Annotated in this window: 13 protein-coding genes; 7 read left to right on the top strand and 6 right to left on the bottom strand. The window is 69.9% G+C overall.

The genetic code is table 11. The features are described 5' to 3' along the window. Positions 1 to 348: 348 nt before the first annotated feature. Entirely contained in the window at positions 349 to 687 is a 339-nt protein-coding gene (locus CG719_RS21125; RefSeq protein WP_100570219.1) for an HNH endonuclease, read from the bottom strand. Between the two features lie 41 nt (positions 688 to 728). On the opposite strand from CG719_RS21125, the gene CG719_RS21130 reads away from it, so the two are divergent. Continuing rightward, positions 729 to 1,034, top strand: a complete 306-nt coding sequence (locus tag CG719_RS21130; RefSeq protein WP_065001072.1) for a transposase — start codon at positions 729 to 731, stop codon at positions 1,032 to 1,034. Next, on the top strand, positions 1,031 to 1,924 hold the full coding sequence (locus CG719_RS21135) for an IS3 family transposase (RefSeq protein WP_100570220.1): 894 nt from the start codon (positions 1,031 to 1,033) through the stop codon (positions 1,922 to 1,924). The genes CG719_RS21130 and CG719_RS21135 overlap by 4 nt, the downstream gene beginning before the upstream one ends. 121 nt (positions 1,925 to 2,045) lie before the next feature. Here the strand turns inward: CG719_RS21135 and CG719_RS21140 are convergent, their stop codons facing one another. From CG719_RS21140 to CG719_RS21155, 4 genes are read right to left on the bottom strand one after another with little or no spacing between them, the layout of a single operon-like run. Beyond that, positions 2,046 to 3,212 carry an HNH endonuclease gene (locus tag CG719_RS21140; RefSeq protein ID WP_100570221.1) on the bottom strand — a complete coding sequence of 389 codons (1,167 nt, stop codon included), beginning with the start codon at positions 3,210 to 3,212 and terminating at the stop codon, positions 2,046 to 2,048. A gap of 5 nt (positions 3,213 to 3,217) precedes the next feature. Beyond that, positions 3,218 to 4,861, bottom strand: coding sequence for an ATP-binding protein (locus CG719_RS21145; RefSeq protein WP_159024926.1), 1,644 nt, complete (start codon positions 4,859 to 4,861; stop codon positions 3,218 to 3,220). A gap of 10 nt (positions 4,862 to 4,871) precedes the next feature. After that, positions 4,872 to 7,781: an N-6 DNA methylase gene (locus CG719_RS21150; protein ID WP_100570223.1), complete on the bottom strand. Its 2,910-nt coding sequence runs from the start codon at positions 7,779 to 7,781 to the stop codon at positions 4,872 to 4,874. Beyond that, complete coding sequence (locus CG719_RS21155) at positions 7,778 to 10,699, bottom strand: type I restriction endonuclease subunit R (protein ID WP_159024927.1); 2,922 nt, start codon at positions 10,697 to 10,699, stop codon at positions 7,778 to 7,780. The genes CG719_RS21150 and CG719_RS21155 overlap by 4 nt, the downstream gene beginning before the upstream one ends. 371 nt (positions 10,700 to 11,070) lie before the next feature. On the opposite strand from CG719_RS21155, the gene CG719_RS21160 reads away from it, so the two are divergent. The 5 genes from CG719_RS21160 (at position 11,071) to CG719_RS21180 (ending at position 19,997) form a co-directional block, all read left to right on the top strand. Further along, positions 11,071 to 11,754, top strand: a complete 684-nt coding sequence (locus CG719_RS21160; RefSeq protein ID WP_100570225.1) for a DUF6308 family protein — start codon at positions 11,071 to 11,073, stop codon at positions 11,752 to 11,754. 81 nt (positions 11,755 to 11,835) lie between these two features. Further along, positions 11,836 to 11,988 carry a hypothetical protein gene (locus CG719_RS35875; protein ID WP_199836707.1) on the top strand — a complete coding sequence of 51 codons (153 nt, stop codon included), beginning with the start codon at positions 11,836 to 11,838 and terminating at the stop codon, positions 11,986 to 11,988. A 184-nt stretch (positions 11,989 to 12,172) separates the two neighbouring features. Continuing rightward, positions 12,173 to 18,529 (top strand): ATP-binding protein, encoded by a 6,357-nt coding sequence (locus tag CG719_RS21170; protein ID WP_159024928.1) that lies wholly within the window; start codon positions 12,173 to 12,175, stop codon positions 18,527 to 18,529. Between the two features lie 349 nt (positions 18,530 to 18,878). Beyond that, positions 18,879 to 19,298: an aspartate 1-decarboxylase gene (panD, locus tag CG719_RS21175; protein ID WP_100570227.1), complete on the top strand. Its 420-nt coding sequence runs from the start codon at positions 18,879 to 18,881 to the stop codon at positions 19,296 to 19,298. 60 nt (positions 19,299 to 19,358) lie between these two features. Then, positions 19,359 to 19,997, top strand: a complete 639-nt coding sequence (locus CG719_RS21180; protein WP_100570347.1) for an aspartate/glutamate racemase family protein — start codon at positions 19,359 to 19,361, stop codon at positions 19,995 to 19,997. 1,071 nt (positions 19,998 to 21,068) lie between these two features. Here the strand turns inward: CG719_RS21180 and gndA are convergent. After that, on the bottom strand, positions 21,069 to 22,508 hold the full coding sequence (gene gndA, locus CG719_RS21190; protein WP_100570229.1) for an NADP-dependent phosphogluconate dehydrogenase: 1,440 nt from the start codon (positions 22,506 to 22,508) through the stop codon (positions 21,069 to 21,071). Positions 22,509 to 22,811 lie beyond the last annotated feature (303 nt).

Here is a 22,811-nt window from a genome sequence, read left to right on the forward strand (position 1 = left end):
CGGGTGCGCTGAGCATCCGGGTCCCGAAACAGCGCCGGGATCAGCAGCACCTCGCGACGGACCGGGAAGTCACGCCACTCCGCGGTAGCCGCGTGGTGCCACCGATCGCTGTCAGCGCGCCCGCCGGAATCGGCAAGGCCCCATTGACCAACACAGATGTAGGACGGGGCGGATCAGAGTGTGTTCGGGGGCCCGGGCGAGGGGAGCGCTGCCCCGCTGTGAGCAGTTCGCGGAACAGACGACGCTGACCGTCTGGATGGCTCTGACCAGTGCCAATGTGCTGTGTGAAGGGAGACGGGCAACCGTTGGCCCAGATATGGTCCGGATCTTGGGGGCCTGACCGCGGGCTCAGTTGCTCTGCCGTTCCGAGGGCAGAGCCGTGAGGGGTGCGGAATTGCGGCTGATCCAGTGGTGGCGGTGGTGGCGAACGTGGTCGGGATTGATGTAGTGCCACTGATGGCGCTTGAGCTTGGCTCCGAGGCGGTCCTTGACTGTGTCGACGACCGTGAGGTCGTTGGTCAGGACGAGTGCTCCGCCGTCAAAGCGGACGTGGCAGTTCGGGCAGAGGCACAGCAAGTTCTCGGTGAGGTCGGGTCCGCCGTCCTCTTTGGCCCGGATGTGAGCCGCTTCGCTGTAGCGGTGGCGGGGTGAGGGCAGGACCTGAAGCTTCCCCTTGATGTTGGACACCTGGAGACTGGGACGTGAGGTTCCAGAGGAAGTAGTGCCAGGTGGGAAACAAGAGCAACCGCAGTAGGCGGTACACGGAGGAGTTCAAGCGGGACGCGGTCGCTCTGGTCCGCTCCTCCGGCAGGACCGTCACCGAGGTGGCCCGGGAACTCGGCGTCAGCGCCGAGGGGCTGCGCAACTGGGTCAGGCAGGACCAGGTCGACCGGGGCCAGGGGGCACCGGGCGAGCTGACGACGGCCGAGCGGGAGGAACTGCGTCGGCTGCGCAAGTTGGCCCGTGAGCAGGCCGAGACGATCGAGGTGCTGCGAAAAGCGGCGGTCTTCTTCGCGAAGGAGAGCGATCGGTGAACGACGTGTACGTGTTCATCGAAGCGGAGAAGACCACCCATGGTGTTGCTCTCTTGTGCCGGCTGCTGAAGGTTGCCCGGTCCTCGTTCTACGCCTGGCGGGCCGGCGAGCCGGCCCGCGCCGCCCGCCGGGCCGCCGACGACGCCCTGGCCCACGAGATCACCGTGCTGCACATCGCCTCCGGACACGCATACGCAGTGCCGCGCATCCACGCCGCACTGCGCAGGTCGGGCAGGCGGATCAACCGCAAGCGCGTGGAGCGGATCATGCGTGAGCGCGACATCGCCGGGATCACCCGGCGCAAACGCCGTTCACTGACCCGCCCGGCGAAGAAGGCGGTGCCCGCTGCGGATCTGATCGGCCGCGACTTCACGGCGAGCGCGCCGGGCGAGAAGCTGGTCGGCGACATCACCTTCATCGCCACCGAGGAGGGCTGGCTTTACCTGGCGACCTGGCTGGACCTGGCGACCCGCGAGATCGTCGGCTACTCGATGGCCGACCACCACCGGGCGTCCCTGGTCGTCGACGCGCTGGCGATGGCCGCCGGCCGCGGTCGGTTCCAGCCGGGCTGCATCGTGCACTCGGATCGCGGCAGTGAGTACACGTCCGAGGAACTCCGGCGGGAGATAGGCCGGTTGAAGCTGCGGCAGAGCATGGGCCGGACCGGCTCGTGCTTCGATAATGCCGTCGCCGAGTCGTTCTTCGCGGTACTGAAGGAAGAGATCGGCACCCGCCGCTGGCCCGACCGAGCCACCGCCCGCGCCGAGATCTTCACCTTTATCGAGACCTTCTACAACCGCAAGCGGCTACGGAAGCACCCGCATTGGGGCTACCTGACCCCGCTGGAGATCCGGCAGCGGCACGAGCAAGGACACGCCCTCGCGGCGTAAGCATCGAGTGTCCAACGTCACGGGGAAAGTCCAATTTCCGATGGGTGAGGTTCGTTTGACGGTGTTGGGCTGGTCAAGCTGTGTGGAAGAGCGTGGTGCCGGGCGGTGCCCGTCAGCCGTCTTAGGTGATCAGGAAGTCGCGCAGGTCGGATAGCGTCCTGGTCGTGCCGTCCACCGTCAACGACCAGAAGGTCCATCCATCCACCTTCTCGTCGCCGGTCGCCATCCGTGCCGCGGACGTGGGCGTGGCCAAGGGCTGCTGGAAGCACTCGATGATGCCGTCCTTTCGCAGCGTTGCCCTGGCCGGGCCCCGTTTCCCCCGGCCTGTCAGCGCGATCCCACCTGTGGAGAACGCCTCGGGGGGCAAGGCGGCCACCAGGGTCCGTAGGTCGACGCGATGAGCCGTCGCCATGGCCGCCGCAGGCTCGGTTCCGTCGCTCGCGCGTTCGGCGATATCGCCCCCCGCCCTTCCCTGAGGGGGCACCTCATCTCCCGAGCGGCTGTAGGCGAGGAGCGCCAAGCGTTCCGCTGCCGCTGCCGCGGCGCTCCACTCCGCGGTCGTCCGGGTCAGGTCGTCGATCTCCTTGCGGGCGTACCGCGCCACAACGGCGTCGTCTCTGCGGACGAGGTATAGCTCGACGAGTTGGTCCACCTTTTCGATCAAGGTGGACCTTGTCTCAATGAGCCGGTCGGCATTGAGAGCGAGTATCCGTATGGTCTCGTCCACCCGGCAGAGATCCCAGGCCACCTCGTCGTCGGAGTAGGGCTTTTCGAGCCTGCGCCGGGCGTAGCCCTGGCTATCGAATCCGACGAGATCGGCGTCCTCGGCCAGCACGGGATCAAGGAGCACCGGCAGTTCGCCCTCCAGGCTTTCGCCCACCGACGCGCGTTGCCCGAGTAAAGGGAAGCGGGCTCCCTTGCCCGGCCCGGCGCTTTGATTGCCGTAGCGGGCACCGCCGCTGTTGCAATGGTGGCAGGCGAGGCGGTAATTGGCGGGGTCATAGGCGAGCCACCAGTACCCCCGGTGCTTGGCCTCGCCGGCGACGGCGGACTTCGGCCGGTAGTGGTCGACGTGGTAAGGCGACCGATTGTCCCTGGTCTCGCAATACCAGCATTTGTCCATGAGGGCGATCAGCCGGTCGCGGATCGCGTCCTCCCGCCACATCTCGCGGAAGGAGAGCTCCTTGTCTGCATCCTTCGCGTCATCGTGGAGCTTCTCGAGTTCCTTGGCGGCTCTGTCCGCCCACTGCTGTGGAGCGGTGAGTCCGGTGTTGTCTACGTGGCGCACCGGGATCAGACCCCCCGGGAGAAGCGCTCGTCGAAGAGGACGCGTGCGGTCGCTTCCAGCTCCTCGCCCGTCACAGTTCCGTTTCGGGCCCGTTCGATGAGTTCCGTGCGTCGCCGGTGCAGTTCCGCCAGGAAGGAGGAGAGCACCTTATCGCGGCGCCCAGTGGCGAACCCTAGTCCGTCGAGCTGGTCGGTGACCTCCTGGAGTTTTCGGCGCGCCCTGGGGTCGCCCTCGGCTACAGGAATGAGGCGGTACTGGGTGTCGATCAGGTCCTGGGTGTGTTCGTCGAGTTGGCTTCGGAGGCGGAATAGGTCCGAGGTGAGCAGCCCGCCGGCTCCTTGGCCTCGTGGGCTGGTGTCCGGGACGAGCGCTGTGGTCCGTCCGTCGGCGTCCGTGTCGATTAACCGGATCTGCTGTCGCAGCATGTTCGAGACGAGGAGGGGCTCGTGGGTGGCGGCGATGAACTGTGAGCGCTGTCCATCGCCGAGCATGCTCTGGACTGACGAATACCAGCGTCGGCTCCACTCGGGATGGAAGTGCGCGTCGGGTTCGTCGAGGAGGAAGAGTGACTCCTGGCCTCGCTGGAGTCGCAGAAGACCGAGAACGGTAAGGATCTGCTGTTCGCCGGAGCTCAGTTGGTCCGCCCGGACGACGGCGCCATCCGCCTTGCGGACGCGCACATCGACCGTCAGGTAGCTGGCCATCTGAAGAGTGGAAAGGAGCCCGAACATCGACAGGTCGCTGTCGAAGAGGTTGCGGAAGGCGAGCACGTCCTCGGGGCTGCTCATGGTGAGGGCGAACCCGTCGTCGGGGGTGCCTGCGCTGTACAGCGGGTCCGATTCCGGCACCGGTCCGAAGCGGCCGGATGCTGCCGCCTCGGCGAACAGGGCGCGCGGCGGCCCGCCCAGCCCCCAGTACGGCAGGGCCGACAGATCCTCCCCTACCGACGCGGGGGCGCGCAGGTGCAGCGTGGCGGACACCACCCCGTCCACCCTGGCCTGCTCCCTGAGGTAGTCGCCGAAGACGTCCGCCCACTGGCCGGCCAGGGAGAGCAGGACCAGGGGGAGCCAGTCGGGCGTGCACAGGAATCCCGGGGCGTACAGCGGGCACGTGATCGGCAGCTCTAGCTGCTCCGACCACACCCCCTCCTCGTTCTCCGGCCGGTCCTGCCAGGCAAACCAGGACTCGGTCCACTGCTCGCGCCACTTCGCCAGCTCCGCCTCGGCGAAGTGCACGTGGCGCTCGAACTCGGAGCCCCGTGGGACCCGGCCGTGTACCTGATACCCGAAGACGTGGTCGGGAAGGTGGCGGAGCCAGTCGCGACGCGGTGTCTCGTTGCGCGACCCGGCGGCGTCCGTCACCCACATGACCGGATCTGCCTCGGCGGACGGCTGCACGATCTCGACGGTCGTGTCGCGGAGCTGGTAGCGCACCTCGTATCCGAAGCCCGTACGGCCCGAATGGCCGAGGGCGCAGCGGTAGAGAGCCCCGAAGAGCTCCGCGAGCGCGTGCAGGATCCGGGACTTCCCGCCTCCGTTGGGACCGATCAGTACGGCAATGGCCTGCCCTTTGTCGACGGCGCTCTCCAGGTCGAGGGTGAAGTCCCGCAGGCCGCGGTAGTCGGGCAGCCTCAGCTGCAGCAGCTGCATCGGATCCCCCTCAGCCGGACTGGAACGTACGGGCATCGCGCGGCGGCGTGAGCTCCTCCGCAAGCCTGGCGAACCGTCGCCAGGCGTCCTCCAGCCGCCCGGAGATCTGCTGGGCGATCAGATGCGGCTCTGGAGTGTCTCCCGGCTCCTCCTCGCCCAGGTCGGCGCCGAGGTCGAGGTTGACGTCGGGTCTGGCGAGGAGCGCGTCGACGGAGTAGGGCTTGAAGACCCTCGACGGGGCCCGGGAGTCGGGCGGGTGCCCGGGCCGGTAGGCAGCGACGAACGCGTCGAGACCGGAGCCTTCCGGGGAATCGGCGACGACCGTGTGTCCGGTCCGCGCGTCGTATACCCAGAGGTGGCGGGTTGCCGGCGATCCGTCGGGGTGGGCCGCGGCCTTCTCGAAGAACAGGACGTTGAGCTTTACCCCCGAGGAGCCTCCGGAGAACCCGATGGGGAGGCGGAGCAGGGTGTGCACGTCGCACTGTTTCAGTAACTGTCTCCGTACCCGTTCCCCGGCGCCCTTCATGAAGAGGACGCCGTCCGGCACGACGACAGCGGCCCGGCCGCCGATCTCCAGCAGGGTGTAGACGTGCTGGATGAAGTTGAGCTGCTGGTGGCTGGTGGCCTCCCAGAAGTCCGGCCGGGCGAGGGCGAGCTCCTCAGCGCCATGGAGGTCGGGCGCGCCGGTGGACGGGGGCACCCAGCGTCGCTGCCCCAGTGGCGGATCGGCGAGGACGAGGGTGGCCTGGCGGCGAGGGCTCACGGTGAGGGAGTCCCGCACCTCGATGGCCGCCGGGTTGCCGTCGAGGCGCTCGACGCCGTGCAAGAACAGGTTCATGGTGGCGAGGCGCGCCGCCGCGTCCACCAGTTCCGTCCCGCGGATCGCGCCGTGGGACAGCTGTTCCCGCTGGGCGGGCGGGACGCCCGGCGGGAGGTGTCGGGCGATGTACTCGAAGGACCGCACCAGAAATCCCCCAGTGCCTGCGGCCGGGTCCACGATCGTGTCCTCGACGGTCGGACGGCAGCACGCGACGATGGCGTCGACCAGCTCCCGGTGGGTGAAGTACTGGCCTGCGGCGGTCCGGTGGTCTTGAGCGCACCGGGCGAGGAACGCGTCGAAGACCGGGGCGCGCCACTCCGGCCGTTCGTCCCACCACGGGAGCCCCTCCTCGACCTGTTGGATCAGGTTCTGGAGGTGCAGCGGGCGGCGGAGGCGGTTCTGGCCCTTGTGGAAGATGCGGCCGACTACGCCGCCGCGCTCGCCAAGCTCCGCCAGGAGGGCGCCATAGTGCTGGATCAGTTCCGTGCCCTCGTGCAGCGCGAGCTCGTCCCAGGCGTCGCGCCCCAGGACGTCGACGCGGTTGAGGGGCCGGTGCCGCAACTCCTGCGCCACCTTGAGGAAGAGCAGGTATGTCACCTGCTCGCCGTACTCCAGGGCTGTTAGGCCGTCGTCGCTCAGTGGCGGGAAGAAGGACCAGAGGTGCTCGGCCTGGCGCTCCACCTCGGAAGGTCGGTTGACAGGCCGTCGGGTGGGCGTCGTCGGCGGCACGGTCACTGCTCCCTTGAGTCGTACGTCGTTCTCGCTGCTCGGCGCTGCGCCGTGGGGCAGCCTGCCCGCGAGGGCCTGCTCCCGGCAGCCGTCGCGCAGCCGGTCCGCCATCGCCAGGGCTTCCTCGGCCAAGGCCGTAACGGAGGTGAGTCCGCTGTTCCACGCCTCCAAGGAGGCGAGGAGCGTGCCCTGTTCGGCGAGTGGAGGCACGGGGACGGGGATCTGCCGCAGCTGGTCGAGGCCCAGGGAGGCTAGGTCGGCTGTGCTCCGTGCGGCGTCCCGTAGCCAGCGTCGGCCGGGCCCGTTCGCGTACAGGGCGAGCAGCCGGGGGTGCAGGGCGTCCCCGGTCATACGGACCCGTGCCACGTGGTGGTTCGGTACGTACGTGCGGTGGGAGGAGTCCTCTTCCCACACCCGGGCGAGGCCGAGGCTGTCGGGCTGTCCGCTCAGCACATAAAGGACGTCCCCGGGGCTCAACCGGGTCGCCTCCGCTCTACGGGCGTCCAGCCGCACCTTCGGCATCTGCTCGTGTGCCCAGCGCTCGCCCCGGAGTTCGGCCGGGCGCAGGGAGCCCACCTCGACCTCGTGCGGATCGTCGGCACGCCGGCTGTTCGCCACGGGCCCGCGTACGACTTCGGCCAGCTCGCCGAGGGCGACCCAGCGCCATCCCACGGGGACGGTGGGCAGGGGAACGCGGTGCGTGGCCGCGGAGGGATCCGGGTCCGCGTGCGGCCCGGTTGTGGTGCGGCCGAGGACGCCCTGGTCGATCACGAGGGTGCGGAGGTCTTCCACCCGCCGCAGGGTGCCGCGGACGGCGGCTTCCTCCTCGGCGACCCGAACGAGCCAGAAAGCGAGAGAGGTCTTGATCCGCTCCTGCTCGGATTGTGGGGGCAGCGGCAGCCGAACCCGTTCCAGATCCCGTGCCGCGATATGACCCAGGCCGGCGCCCTGACGTACGGACGACTCGATCTGGCGCCGTACGGCGCGGGACTCCCACGCCAACACCAGGTACTCGGGGTCGATCAGCCGCTCGTCGACCCTCACCCGCACCATGGTGCCGGGGTATGTCATGGGCCCGGTGGTCTCGCGGACCAGGGAGGCCCGCCCGATCCGCGCCCCCGGCCCGTCGTTGCGGCTCATCAGGATGTCGCCCGGCCGGATCAGATGGCCGGCTGCTTCCGCTTCCGCTGCCGAGGCATACGGGCCTTCCCGGGACTCGGTGAGGTCGGCCGTCGCCGACCGGAGTGCGGGCAGGCGGAGGACGGGCACCCCTCCCGGGACAGCCTGACCGGACCGGCCCGCCGCCAAGGGCTCGCGCAACAGCTCGCCCAGCGGAACCTCGGTCCAGCCGGGCGGCAGTCCCGTCCTCACGCCAGCACGCTCCGCAGCTCGTCCAGCAGGCGGACCGCACCCTGCTCACCGTGCTCCCCGAAGGCGCGCAGGAAACCCGACGTGCCGCCCCTGAGGGTGAAGGGAACGGCGTCGAGAGACGCGGCGGCGAAGTGTCCGCCGGCCGCCGTGCCGTCCGCGATGTGCTCCATCCACCAGACCTGGTCGGAGTCGAAGGACCGTCCCCGGCGCTTTTGGTGGTCGATCCACGCGTCGAGCCGGTCGAAGACTTGGTCGCGGTAGGGGCGCGGGCGCGGCTCCAGGCCCGCTTCGTACCGGACGAGGGCAAGGAGGTCCGCAGGCCCCTTCGGTGCCCGCAGCCGACGGGGATCCGACACAGTGACACCGGCGCGTTCGTAGGCGCTCCAGATCCGCTCCGCCGTCAGGCCGTGGGGCGGCCGCGCCAGAGACTCGGCCCACGAGCGAAGCCTGCGGACATCCTCCTCGGACAGGCCCCCTGCGCCGGTGATCAGCTCCCGCGCCGGGTCATTGCCTGTCCGTAGGAAGGACCGCCAACGCTCCATGACATCGGCGTCGTCGACTGTTGCAGCGGCGGCCGGGGTCGGGGCCTCGTCCGCGTCCTTCCTCCGACCCCGTCCCCGCTTCCGCGTCGTGGAAGGCCGACCGGAATGGTGTCGTGCGACGCCGACCGGATCCACGACCACGCACCGGGTCTTGGCCGACGCGCCGGGAGTGACCGCCCTCAGTGCCGCCGACGCGATGGGGCGCGTCCCGACCGCGAGCATCTGGAAGTAGCGATATGAGGACCTGACGTCCCGCAGGAACAGCAGACATTCGACGGGCGCGATGTCCGTCCCGGTAAGCAGGTCCACCACGACGATGACTCGCGGTTCGACGGTGTTACGGAACTGCGAGAGCAGCCGGTACGGTGATCCGCCTTTGAGCGTCACCTTCTGGCAGAAGCCAGGCCCCTGCCCGAAGACCACGCGCACCGCGTCGACCACCTCGTCCGCATGCTGGTCGTCGGTCGCGTAGACGACGGTCTTGGGCAGCGACACGTCCCCGGTACCGGGCCTCGCCCGCTCGGGGAACAGCGACGGCAGCCCCTCCTTGAACGCCGTCAGCGCGGCGTGGAGCGCTTTGCCGCTCACCCCGGAGCGACGGTGCCCGAGGGGTTCCTCCACGTCGGGGTCGAACTCCTCCTCCAGTATTTCGGCCGCCCGCTCTGGTCGCGTGCGGAGGCTGCCGACACGGTAGATGGTGACGTCCACAGCTCGGCCGTCGGCGACGGCGTCCTCGAAGGTGTAGGAGCTGATGAGATTGCCCTGGAAGACTTCCAGCGACCGGTCCGTTGGGGTGGCCGTCAGGCCAAGCACCGGGGCGTCGAAGTAGTCGAACAGCGCACGCCATCGGGGGGAGACGGACCGGTGGCAGTTGTCGGCGATGACGAGGTCGAAGGACTCGGGGGGCAGATCGGGCCGGTAGCGGACTCCGGACGCCGGATTGTCCCCGGACAGGGCGTTGTGGAGCCGTGGCACGGTGCTCACGACGACTCCCTGGGGCGGCACGGCGTCCGGGCCTAACCGCTCCACCCGGTACGACTCGGTGAACTTCCGGCCGTCGTCGTCGGGGCCGGAGTAGGCCGCGAAGGTCGCCAGCGCCTGGTTTTCGAGCTCCAGCCGGTCGACCAGGAAGAGGATCCGGCGGGCCCGGGCGTGCCGCAGCAGACGGTGGGCCGCGGTGACGGCCGTGACCGTCCGGCCGCCCCCAACAGCGATCTGGGCCATGGCCCGGCGCTCGCCCCGGCGCAGCGAGCTCTCGAACGCCCGCACCGCCTCGTACTGCACCGGCCCTAGGGAGTCCCGGGGGTAGCCGCCATCACCGAGGTCCGGAAGACGGTGGCGCACGCGGCCCTGGAACGTTGGCGCCTGGGGGTCGGTCGCGGCTTCGCGCAGCCAGCGGGCGACGGTATCCGGCTGGTGGAAGGTGAAGATCTCCCGGGGGCGCGGCTCGGGGTCGTCCCCATTCCGGAACAGCACCCGGACGCCGTCGGTGGCGTATGTGTAGGGCATCCGCCGCTCTGCGGACGCCGTCGACGGGGTGCCGGCCTCACGGGTCCGGGCCATCGCCGCGCGCAGGTCCTCGCGGGGGGACCGCACCTTGACGGTGCCCACCGGCTGGCCGTCGACGCGAAGCACGTAGTCCGGTCCCGCCGCCCAGTCCGATTGCGCCGTGCCCCGCATCGCGACCCCCCGCACCGGTAGCTCGTCCGGCGGGTCCGAATCATTCCGTACGGTCCATCCCGCTTCGGTCAGCAGCTCCGCGACGTGCCACTCCGCCTCCAGGAGGGCCGAACGCGCCTTCAGGGACGCGCGGGTGGGCGTCTCGGCGGGCGTACGCCGGTCGAAGGTCCGCCGCAGCACGGGGACGTACTCCTCGAGCAGGGCGACCCAGGTGGCCAGGTCGGTCACCGGCTCCCATATGGCCACGTGTCGGCGCGGTGAGTTCGCCGGGATGTCGTCCCATTCGGCAGGCGGGACGAAGGACAGCGCGTCACGCACTCCGGTCTGTAGTCGGAAGTACCAGACGCCCAGCTCGAAGCAGTGGCGTACGAAACGCCGGGCACGGGACCGGTCGTCCGGTCCGGCCTCGCCGTCTGGTGTGGGATCGCCGGAGCGGCACAGTTCGGCCAGCACGCGGTGCACCGGGCCGTCGGCGGAATCCGAGCCGAGCAGCCGGGCGGACTCCGCAGTCAGCACCTCCGCGAACTGCCGGGCCTGGGCGAGGGACCGTTTCGGGCGGTCGTGCGCGTCGGCCTCAGCACCCGCGCCGTACAGCAGTAGGAGGGGCTCCAGCGGCAGCAGGAAGCCGAAGTTCGCGGAAGCGGCGGCCAGCTCCGCCAGGGCTTCCTCGACAGCCACCTGGTGCACTCGGCCCACGTTCCCTTCACTCCTCGTCAGCGTCACCGGCGACCGTGGCCCGGCGTCGAACAAGCACCCCAAATCTATCGCCTCAGGTCGGGCCTTGGGCCCGACCTGAGAGGACTGAGGTTTCCCTGAGATACGGAGGATAGTGACAGGGGGTCAGATGGTTCTCATGAGAGGAACATCGGCCAATGGCAGTTCCTGCCCGTTCTCGGGCGCCAACAGGACCAAAGCCCACGCCTGGACCAGGTTCCAGAAGCCACCCCAAATATGGTGTAGCACAGGCGCGAGTGTTGGCCGCGGCTTCCGCCCGAGCCACCGCAAGGTCTCAGCTGGAGTACCGTCCACCGACACATCGCTGGTGGCGAGGGAGTTAAGGGCTTCAGGTGATCGAGTTGAAGATTCCGGAGATCTACTGGGGCGACGAGAAGGCTGTGAGCCTGCTGGGTGAGTACTTCACCCGACGACGCTCATGCGGCGACCTGTTTTATTCTGGCGCGTGCTTCGAGCGCCTGGGCGGGGGCGGCGACGCCGAGCACGTCGCGGACCGCTTCGACAGCAACGACCTGGTGGCCATCACCACGCTCAGTGTGTCCCTGGAGCCGCATGGGGCGATCAACTTGCTGACCGACCCCGACGGGCACTGGGCGCGCCTGCTGTCGCTCATCCCTCGTGACGCACGTTTGGAGGATCCTCGAAGCGATGCGCTCATAGCGGAAGGCGGACCGGCGTGGGAATTGTGGGAATGCCTGGCCGGCACCAAGCAGCACCCCGGCAAGCCCGACGGCAGTGGCCCGGTTGTCGCAGGCAAATTGCTGGCCCGCAAGCGTCCCCACCTCATCCCCATCTACGACATCCGCATCAAGCAGCTCTTTGAGCGACCGAAGACAGACCACTCCTTCTGGGCAGCGCTGGCTGCGGCCCTGCGGGCGGACAACGGCGCCTTCTACGATCAGTTGGTCCGTCTCCGCGACAAGGCGGGGATCGGTGAGGACATCGGCGTCCTGCGTGTGTTCGACGTCATCGCCTGGATGCATCAAGGACGGCAGGGGCAAGTCCCAACGAGCTGAGCTCTCGGGTGGAGTGCGGCGGAGAGGCGGAGGTCACCGCTGACAGTCTGATCGACTGCCCCTAAATTCGATGTGCTTCCGATGACGCATCATGTGGAGTGCGTCGAGACCACGAGCCCACGAACAAGGGTACTCGAACGCCACTTCCACCGGCTCGACGGTGATGCGCTGATCTTCACCACCGTCACCAAGGGCCGGGCCGGGTGCCGCCTCAACGACGGCAACTGGCGCTGACAGACCTGCTGGTGGCTGGCCCTCGACGGCGCCTGGTACTTCCGCAGCGACGGCGAGCCGCAGCCCGTCCCACACTATCTGCCGCACCCCATGCGCCATACCTGCGCCTCGTGGCTCGTTCAGAGGGGAGTATCGCTCTCGTTTTCCCTCCTACAGGCGCCCAACCCGAGACAATGCACAGGACATGGGTGATCTGACTGCCGCGCATCGCGGGTATGAGTACCAGGACCTGCTAGAAGCATGTCGTGTGGTGGATCTGCCGCTGGGCGGGATCGTCGCCGTGCACGTTGACGAGAAACTGGTACCGGACGACCGTTTCGACGATCTCACGGTCATCGGGGCGGACGGATATCGTGAGCGGACCCAGTTCAAGCACTCGGACAACGACGATCATCCCCTCGCTTACGACACGTTCACTTCGGACGGCCGCGGACTGAGGCTGGATCGCCTCGTGGCAGCCGCCGTCGCCGACCGCGACGGCCCAGGGGCCTCCGCCCGTACAGTCCGGCTGCGCATCGTGATGCGGGACGCACCACCGGACGATGCCGTACTGCGCGTGGTCATGGTGCCCGCACGCGCGTCCGACGCGCCGTTTCTGGCGGGCATGAACACCACTCTCCTGCGGTTCGACGCCGAGGCTCTCTGGCAGGGGGTCGAGCTGCCAGCAAAGGGCAGGCGCAAGGCGGGAAACGTCTTCGGGTTCCTGGCTGAAGGTGACACGGCCGTGGCCAAGGAAGATCTGGAGTGGTTCTGCGAGCACCTGGTCGTGGAGCTTGCCGCGCCGCCCATGACGATGGACCTCCAGCGGCCGGGGCCAGCTGAGCAGCTTCTCCTCCAGCGTGTGCGCGGCGAACTCGGTGCGGGGATCCACCCCAACGAAGGGCGCTCGCCAGCCGACGTGGCCGAGGCGCTGATCCGCACGGTCCGGGCCGCCCGTCAGCGGGGCATCAAGGTCACATCGCAAGAACTGCTCCGCCGGGCCCAGCTGCGCCAGGACTTCGGCGCGGTCCTACGTGCGCATCCCGTCGATCGGACCCTGGAAGTGGCGCGGCCAGGCGCGGTCGGCGCCCTGGTGGAGGCTGCCGGGACCGCCGCAGCCGATGGAGACGTCTTGCTGGTGACCGGCCCGCCGGGGCAAGGAAAGTCCTGGGCGTGCCAGCAACTGGTCGAACAGCTCACCCGTGACGGATGGCTGGTCGCCGAACACTATTGTTACCTGGGTGACGCCGACGGCGACCAACTGACCCGGGTGATGACCGAATCGGTCTTCGGTAGCCTGCTCGGCCGGCTGGCCGAGGCGGATCCGGGCCTTGTCCACGATCAGCGTCCGCGCTTCGCCGCCGACGAGGAGGCACTGACGAACGCGGTGGCGACCGCCCTCCACAAGGATCCCGCCCGGAGAGTGGCGCTCGTCGTGGACGGGCTGGACCACGTCACCCGCGTGCACGGCGGGAGGACCAGGAGAGCGGACCCGTCGCTGGCCCTTGCCGAGGTACTCAGCTCGCTGCCGCTCCCAGCCGGCAGCGTGCTCATCGTCCTCAGCCAGCCCGGGACCCATCTCGACCCCCTCAGACGGGCAGGAGCAGCAACCGTCGCTGTACCGCCGCTCGCGCTGGAAGAACTCCGTGGCATGGCCGAGCGGCTCGGGCTCGTCCCATTGAAGGGAAGCAGCCAAGCCGAGGCACTGCTGACTGACGACCGGGACGTCACGGACTTCCTCGACGCGCTACAGGAACGCTCAGGCGGGAACGCTCTGTATACGACGTACCTCTGCCGTGAGGTCGCCCTCCGCCCACAGGTGGTTGCGGACGCCGCGGCAACCGTGCGGGCGCTTCCCCCGTACCGCGATTCACTGGAGGACTACTACGCCCACCTCTACGAGACCCTCGGTGCCGAAGCCGATGTCGTCGCGGACATCATCGCCCTGCTCGGCATGCCGGTCACCCGCGAGGAACTCGGGCAGATCGTCCCGGACCGGGGCCACCGGATCGACCGTGCGCTGAAGGTCCTGGCCCCAGTGCTCTCCGAGCGGACCGGGCAGGGTGAGGTCCGGGTGTACCACGAGTCGTTCGCTCGCTACCTGCGCCTGGGGTACGAGGACCATCCCGATGCCCTGCAGTCGACGCTCGCGCTAATCGCCACATGGCTGTCCGGTAAGGGGTTGTTCGAAGACCCGAGGGCCTTCCGACGGCTCCTGCTGATTCTCGCCGAGGCTGGGCGTGACACCGAGGTGCTTGGCCACATCGGACGGGACTTCGTCGCCCGCGCCGTCTCGGCCGCGTTCCCGGCCTCGGCGATCAGGGACAACCTGGCCACCGGGCTGCGCTGCGCCGCCAGATCGGGAAACTGGCCGCTCGTCGTGCGCTGCGTCGAGCTGGCCCGGGCTGCGCAGACTTACGAGGGTGAGCGCTTCGACTCGGTGCTGGTGGACTTCGTCGACGTGCCGATCGCGTTGCTCGGGGCTCAGACCATGGCGGACCGGCTCCTGCACGACGGACGGACCGTGATGCCCGCCCGGGCGGGCCTGCAAATGTGCGCGGCGCTTGATGCCGCAGGTGCCGTGGCACCCTGGCGCGAATACATGACGGCATTTCAGCGCGAGGACGAATCCGACAACACCTCGTACGGAGAAGACTCCGACCGGGCCGTCAGCCTGGCTTGGCTGCGCGGCCGGCTGCGACTGTCCGCGGCATACCGGGGGACAGAGGAGGAGGGGCCAGGGCAGGACAAACTCAGCGCACCAGTGTCGCTGGACACCATCGCCCAGCGGCTCGATGAGCACGGTGACCAGTCAGTGGCCGACGCCGTCGTGAAGGCGCTGCTCGACACTGTGGGAACCGATGCTGTCACCGGCCTGCTACCGCGACTAACAGCGGGCGGCCCGGTGTGTCTCTCGCTCGCCGAGCAGATTGCTGCCGGTGCGGTCCCCGGACAGCCGGGCAGCGCAGCGCACTGGGCCCGGAAGGCCGCCGGCTTGGGGCATCGGCCGGGGACGGTGCACCGGCTGCTGGCGCTGGGGGCCGCTGCGGACGACCTGTCCGGAGACCTGACGGGGGACAGTCCCCCGGTCCGGCGCGACGTGCTGCTCTCACTCACCCGTGACATACAGCAGGAACGCGTCCGCTGGAGTCCCGAGGCCGTCGCCCGATGGCTCGACGCGCTGGCGGTCGCTGCAGCAGCCGATCCCTTGGCACTGGATGCGGCGGAGGCGCTCGTCCAAGGGCCGGGATGGTATCCCTGCTGGCTGCGTTTTGTGATCACCCTCGTACGCGCCGAATCCGCCAGTGTGGACCTCCGGTCCGGCCTGGCGGTGGAAGCCCTCGGGCTCCTGACCGGAGACCTCAGGCCCTTCGCCGGCAATCCGCGTGCGTGCGACCTCTACGCGATACACCCTCTCATTGAGGTGACGGTGCGCAGAGCGGTCGTGCTCCTGTCCGACGATGACTGGCCGCAGGCGTGGGAGACACTCACCCGCGTCAGCCGGGGGATCAGCACTACTCTGCGCGGTGAACTGGGCGGTCCACTGCCCGCCGACCTACTGCTCTCGATCGCCGTCGAGCAGGCGACGCCTGCACGGCGGGCCAGTGTGGACAAAACCATCCAGAGCGAGTTTGAGCAGCAGGCCGGCGGACGCTACTACAGCGACCTCGCCGGGTACCTCCTCACCCACGCGCGCCTCGCCCTCGCCGCAGGTGAACCCGCCGGGACGGAGGCACGCTGGCTGGAAGCCTGCCGCTTCCTAGTGGCCTACGGCTGGCACAAGGACATCACTGTCTATGAGGTCCTGGATCCGCTGTCCGCCCTTGTCGCCGCCGACCCGGCCCGGGGCAGGGCGCGGGTGGCGCAGCTCCAGCCGCTGTGCGAACGCCTGGCCCTTCACACCGACGGCAAGGAGACCCTCGCCGCCCGGCGGGAGTGGTGGCGGACACTGGCCGGGGCAGATCCTGTCGCCCTCGCCCGGCTCGCCGCCACCGGGATCTTCGGCGACTGCAACGGCCCCAACGACCTCCTCCACGGTGCGCGGGAGAACCTCTGGCACAGCTGGAAGGACGAGGCGGATCCGGTCGTGGCAACGGCGCTCCGCCTCACCCTGGACAGTCCGCTCCTGGATGGGGACGCGGCGGTACTGGACCGGCTCATCCAGACGTCTGGTCCTTCGATGCCTGACGGCGTGTCGGAGTTGCTCCGCTGTGCACTGAGCCGGGCGGACGAGCGGCCGGTGCGCTACGACTCCTCCGACGGTGACGAGACGAAGGCGTCAGACGAGCGACGGGTCGCTGCACTCAACACCGCGGCCCAACGTGGTGGTGGCCCGAGCATCAAGCCCCTTCCGCACCTACCGGTCGCAGAGGAATCCCGGAGCTGGAGCGGCTCGCCGAAACCGGCGCCGCCACCCGCGGCCGGGGACTTGCTGGCCGGTATGGTGCTGCCACCCGTACCCCCTGGCCCTGTCGGTCTGATCCGAGCACTGAGGGAATGGCGCCAGCGGCCTTACGGAACCGGTACACCGCAGCAGGCCCTTGACCGCATGACAAACCTCGTCGGTTACCGGCTGCTCAGCCTCGCAGACGAAGGACGTGCCGACGAAGCTCTACAAGTCCTGAGGGCCATCGCTGGACCGTTCGATTTCCGTGACGGCCCCCTCCTCCTGCGCCAGCTCGCGGAGGGACTCGAACGACACGGCCAGGGCGGCCTGGCCGCCGAAGCGTACGCACTGACCTGGGTGCGGACACGCGGGCAAGGCGGGTGGCTGAACTTCGGCGGGGAGACGTCCCTCGACGCCCTGAGCAGAGCCGCGCAGATCGATCCGGTCCTCACCTTCCGCGTCGTCGCCGAAGAGGCAGAAGCCATCGTGAGCACCGGCCGATACGGCACCCACGGTGTCACACAGGCGCTGATCTACGCCTTCGCCCGCCAGGCCGTCGGCCTGCCCGGGCATAGCTCCCTCGATTTGGGGTTCGCGCTGTGGGACGAAGCGGCGGCGGTCATCGAGAGTCGGGCGCCTCGAGTCCACGACAGCGACGACCCCGACTACCCGTACTACGCCCCCGACCGGGACACTGGCGCGGCGGTACACGGCGATCTGGACTGCGCCTTTGCGACCGCGGCACTGGCGGGAGTGGCCCATGCGGGACGCGAGGCCAAGCGGCGGTCGATGATTGCCGCTCGGGCTCTCGTCTCACTGCGCCCGGAGGCAGCAGCACCCGCCGTGGCCCTGGCACTGGAGCATGCGTCTGATCCGGCGACGCTGACCTGGTTGCTGTGTCTCCTCGAGGAGCAGGGGCCAGCTGGCCGGGCCGTCTTGGAGAACTGCCAGGACGCGCTCGGGGCGCTGGCCCAAGGACCTCTGCTCACCGTCCGGGCCCTTGCCCGTCGGCTGCTCATCAATGCGGCGGATGTCCCCATGGGGCCTTCCGCCCCGGACGTGTTGCAGCCCCCCGTCCGTCTGTGGACGTCCTCCGGGCAGAAAGACGACCGAGACGATCAGGCGCTGGAAGGGCTCGTACGAGAACTGGCCGGCGCACGGCTGTACGAAGCCGAGCAGGCGCAGCCGGGGCTGGTCCGGGCGGTCCTGGCCGATGCCCGCCGCAGGCTTGGCAGCGAGCATACGAAAGTCAGGTACAGGACTCAGCTCCGTGCCTACCGTAGCGCCGACGAACAACTACCGCCGGACGCCTACCTCGCCACTGAAGAGGCGATCGAAGAAGCGGTCCAGAGAACGGCAGCAGGTAGCCGCGCTCACCGGCTCTCGAACGGTTTGGGCGTGTTCGATCCGCGAGCCTGGGAAGACCAACTGGCCACCGCACTGACGGACAGCCCGATTCTTCCCCTGGCCTTCGAGACGGCGCGCTGGCCGCGCCCCGGCCTTCGGACTCCGCCAGGTCCGGACGACCCGGCCGATTCAATGGTCGGCGTAACCGCGGAGACCGTCTCCGTGCGGCCTTTGGTGGAAGCGGACGTCCTGAGCGGCCAGCCACTCAATGGCTGGTACATCCTCGCTTCCGTGGAGAAGCGCAGGTTCCTGTCGTTGCATAGACGGACGACCGACTCGGTCAGCTTGAGGTTCTCGGGCCCGGAAGTAACGGCGCGCGGGGGCCATGGGACCCCGGACGTCCCGCCGTTCTCGGACGGTGACCTCGTTGAATGGGCTGAAGGGCCAGCGCAGCTACCTCTCGGATTTCCACATGTCAGCTTCCCGCTGCTCGGTGTCGACCGCGACATGGTTGCGGCCGGGGATGCCGCTCATGGTCTGGGGCTGCCCGACCTCACGCTCACACCAGGCTGGTGGCTCCGTGCCGCGCTGCACCTGCGGCCCGGGGCTCCCTTGACCCTGGAGGACGACCGCGGGCTGGCCCTCCGGCTCATCTGTTGGCGCACCGAGTACGAGAGGAGCTCCTACCACCTCGCCTGGCCGCGGATGACCGGTTGTGCCGTCGCGATCCGCCCCGATCTGCTGGAAGTCCTGGCCGAACGGGCACCCGCAACCGTCGTCATCCGAGACTTTGTCATGCGCCTTGGGCATGGCGAAGAGGGGAAATGACGCGGAAGCGCTCGGTCGTGCGGGGGAGGAGCGTGCTGGCCGGCCCTGGTCCTCTACCTCACCGCCGCTGACCCCAGTTCGCACCTTGTTCTGGACCTCTCAACTTACCTGACGACTCATCAGGTAAGTCAGCATCCAATCAGCATTGGACCGGGGCAGTCTTCCGTGCATGCTCCCGGTTGATGGCTTCGCGGCAGGCTGCTTCGTGCAGATCGCGCAGGTGAGAAGCCTGTTCGCCACGGCGCACGATGTTCTGGAAAGTCTTCGAGTCGAAGACATGCCGATGTACAGTGAAGGACGCCCCTGACCTGCAGAAAGCCGGCGGGGAGCCGTCTTCTAGGAGTCCAAAGTGCTGCGAACTTTGATCAAATCCAAGATCCACCGCGCCACCGTCACCCAGGCCGACCTGCACTACGTGGGATCGGTGACCATCGACGCGGACCTGCTCGACGCCGCCGATCTGCTGCCCGGTGAACTCGTACACATTGTCGACGTGACCAATGGCGCCCGCCTGGAGACGTACGTCATCGAGGGGGAGCGCGGATCCGGGGTCGTCGGGATCAACGGGGCCGCCGCGCATCTCGTCCACCCCGGAGACCTGGTGATCATCATCAGCTACGCCCAGGTCACCGACGCCGAGGCCCGGGCCCTTGAGCCGCGGGTCGTCCACGTCGACGCGGACAACCGTGTCGTGGCGCTCGGCGCCGACGCCTCCGAGCCGGTGCCGGGTTCCGACCAGGAGCGCAGCCCGCACGCCGTGTCGAGCTGACCGGCCAGGAGCGTGACCGTGAGCGACACTGTGCCGACCCGCCGTGCGCGCGAGCCGCGTGTGCTCGCTCTGCTCCACACTTCGCCGGTCCACGTCCCGGTCTTCGACGGGCTGCGCGACGAGACCGACCCCGGCCTCGTGCTACGGCACTTCGTCGACGAGGAGTTGCTGCGGCTGGCCCGCCGGGACGGGCCGGGGGCGGTGACTGGCGCGGTGGAGGCGGTGCTGGGCAGGGCGGTCGCCGAGGGTGCCCGGGCCGTCCTGTGCACCTGCTCGACCCTCGGGGGCGTCGCGGAGGAGGCGGGGGCGGCGGGGCTCGCCGTGCCGGTGCTTCGGGTGGACCGCCCCATGGCGGCCGCGGCGGTCGCCGCCGGGCCGCGGGTGGTCCTCCTCGCGGCGCTGGCGAGCACCCTCGCGCCGACCACCGCGCTGATCGAGGAGCAGGCCCGCCACGCCGGACGCGCCGTGACCGTATGGCCCGTACTCGTCGACGCCGCCTGGTCCCGCTTCGAGGCCGGTGACACCGAGGGGTACGTGCGCGAGGTGGCCGCCGCGGCCGACCGGGTCGCCCACGCCGACGTGATCGTCCTGGCCCAGGCCTCCATGGCTCCCGCTCAGCGCCTCACGACGACGTCGGTGCCTGTCCTCTCCAGCCCCGGTCCGGGCTTCGAGGCGGCGGCACGCGCGGCACGACGCTGAGCCGTCCGACCCCTCGACGCCCTCGTGCGCGTACCGCGTGTCCGCCCGGCTTCTCGTCGTGTCTCCGTCGGGTGACTGGTGGCGCCGGGGTCGGGTAGGTGGGGAGTAGTCCAGAGCCGATGTCGACCGACTGGCCGGAGGACGCCATGACCGACCCGCATCCGGACCCCATCTCGCCCTCGCCGGGTCCGGACCCCCAGCATCCGCAACCGCAACCGCACCCGGTCCCCACACCGGAGCCACCCCCAACCCCGGAACCGCCTCCGGCACCCGGCCCGCCGCCCGGCCCGCCGCCCGGCCCGCCGCCCGGTCCGGCACCCGGTCCGGCACCCGGCCCGCCGCCGGGTCCGGTGCCCGGTCCTACGCCTGGCCCGCCGCCCGGTCCTGGCCCGGTTCCGTCTCCCGTACCGGGCCCGCCCCCTGGCCCTGCGCCCGGTCGCGACCCGACTTCGCCGCCGGGTCCTGACCCGGCTCCGCCTCCGGTGCCTGGTCCGCCTCCGGTTCCCGGCCCGACCCCACCCGCGCCGCCCGGACCGCCGCCTGGTCCCGGCCCCACCCCGCCCGAGCCCCCGGGCCCGATCCCCGAGCCTCCACCCGGTCCGCCGCTCCCGGAGCCCTCGCCGTCCCCGATCCCGCCGGGCCCGGAGCCGGTCCCGAACCCGGAGCCCGGACCGCCCCTGACTTGACGCCCGTCCCCTGACACCCCGCCCGAGCTGACGCCCGAACGCACGCCGGCAGCACGCGCGAGCGTCCGCGCTCCGGCCCCGCCCGCGAACACGCGCCCGGGTCCCGCCTGCGGACACGCGCCAGCGGTCCAGCCCGGGAACGCGCCTTCGCCGCGCCTGCGAACACACGCTCCCGCCGCGCCCGCGAACATGCGCCCGCAGTCCCCGCCAGCGGACACGCGACCGCGACCACGTTCCCGCCGCGCCCGCACACACATGCCCCCGGTCCCGCCGCGAGCACGCGCCCCCGCCCCCCCCGCAGGCAAAAGAAGACGGTGGGCGGCCTTCCAGCCGCCCACCGTCATCTACTCACCGTCCGGCCGAAGCGGCCGGCGAACCGGTACCGCTACGCCGTCACCTCCGACCGGTCCCCGCCCCACAGCGTGTGGAACGAGCCGTCCCGGTCCACCCGCCGGTACGTGTGCGCCCCGAAGAAGTCCCGCTGCCCCTGGGTGAGCGCGGCGGGCAGCCGCTCGGCGCGCAGGGCGTCGTAGTAGGCGAGGGCGGCCGAGAAGCCGGGGGCCGGGACGCCCTGCCGGGTCGCGGCGACCAGGACCTCGCGCCAGTCGTCCTGGGCCGCCGCGATCTCCTGGGCGAAGGTGTCGTCGGACAGCAGGCTCGGCAGGTCCGGGCGGGCGTCGTACGCGGCGCGGATCCGGTCCAGGAAGGCCGCGCGGATGATGCAGCCGCCGCGCCAGATGGCGGAGACCGCGCCGAGGTCGATGTCCCAGCCGTACTCCGCGCTGCCCGCGGCGATCTCGTGGAAGCCCTGGGTGTACGACACGATCTTCGAGGCGTACAGCGCCTGTTCCACCCGGTCGGCGAACGCGGCCGCCTCCGACTCGCTCAGCGGGGACGCCTTCGGGCCCGCCAGCCCGCGCGACGCCTCCCGCAGGTCCGCGTGGCCCGACAGGGAACGGGCGAAGACCGCCTCCGCGATGCCCGAGACCGGCACGCCCAGGTCGAGCGCGATCTGGACCGTCCAGCGGCCGGTGCCCTTCTGCTCGGCCTGGTCCACCACCACGTCCACGAACGGCTTGCCGGTCGCCGCGTCCACGTGGGACAGGACCTCGGCCGTGATCTCGATCAGGTACGAGTCGAGCCGGCCCGTGTTCCAGGTGCGGAAGATGTCCGCGATCTGCGCGGGGGAGTACCCGGCCACGTCCCGCAGCAGCTGGTACGCCTCGCCGATCAGCTGCATGTCGGCGTACTCGATGCCGTTGTGCACCATCTTCACGAAGTGCCCGGCGCCGTCGGGGCCGACGTGCGTGACGCACGGCGCGCCGTCCTTCGCCTTCGCGGAGATCTTCTCCAGCATCGGACCGAGCGAGTCGTACGACTCCTTCGAGCCGCCCGGCATGATGCTCGGCCCGTGCAGCGCGCCCTCCTCGCCGCCGGAGATCCCGGTGCCCACGAAGTGGATGCCCTGCTCGCGCAGCTCCCGCTCCCGGCGCCGGGTGTCCGCGAAGTGCGCGTTGCCGCCGTCGATGATCATGTCGCCGGGCTCAAGGAGCGGGGCGAACTCCCGGATCACCGCGTCGGTCGGCTCGCCGGCCTTCACCATGATGACCAGGCGGCGCGGCCGTTCCAGGGCCGCCACGAACTCCTTCGCGGTCTCGGCCGCGACGAAGTCGCCCTCGTGCCCGAACTCCTCGACCAGGGCGTGCGTCCGGGCCGCCGTCCGGTTGTGCAGTGCGACCGCGTAGCCGTTGCGCGCGAAATTGCGGGCGAGGTTGCGGCCCATGACCGCGAGTCCCGTGACGCCGATCTGGGCTGTAGTGCTCATACCGCCTGCTCCTCGAAAATCCGGTGAATCATCAAGTGGAACGCCGGGGCCCGGCCGCCGGTGCCGTCGGCCGGTCCGACGCCGGTTCCGCCGTGGGTCCCGCCATCGGCCCGCCGTCCGTCGCGCCGCCCGTGCCCGCCAGTATCACTGCTCCTGCCCCTTCGACCATCCTGACGTGCCGGTACGGCGCGCGCACATTCGGCACCCGGCACCCTTCCATACGCGCGGCGGGTGCCCAGTGGCTCAGCGCGCGGCCCGCGGATCCGGCCAATCAACGTACGTAACCGGCCACTTGGGGTGACG

The sequence above is a fragment of the Streptomyces sp. CB01373 genome (assembly GCF_002803075.1).
Taxonomy (GTDB): Bacteria; Actinomycetota; Actinomycetes; order Streptomycetales; family Streptomycetaceae; genus Streptomyces.

Excerpts from the sequence above, each read along its gene's own strand:
- gndA (WP_100570229.1), bottom strand. The coding sequence starts at position 22,508 with ATGAGCACTACAGCCCAGATCGGCGTCACGGGACTCGCGGTCATGGGC.
- CG719_RS35875 (WP_199836707.1), top strand. The coding sequence starts at position 11,836 with ATGACGCATCATGTGGAGTGCGTCGAGACCACGAGCCCACGAACAAGG.
- CG719_RS21170 (WP_159024928.1), top strand. The coding sequence starts at position 12,173 with ATGGGTGATCTGACTGCCGCGCATCGCGGGTATGAGTACCAGGACCTG.
- CG719_RS21145 (WP_159024926.1), bottom strand. The coding sequence starts at position 4,861 with ATGCAGCTGCTGCAGCTGAGGCTGCCCGACTACCGCGGCCTGCGGGAC.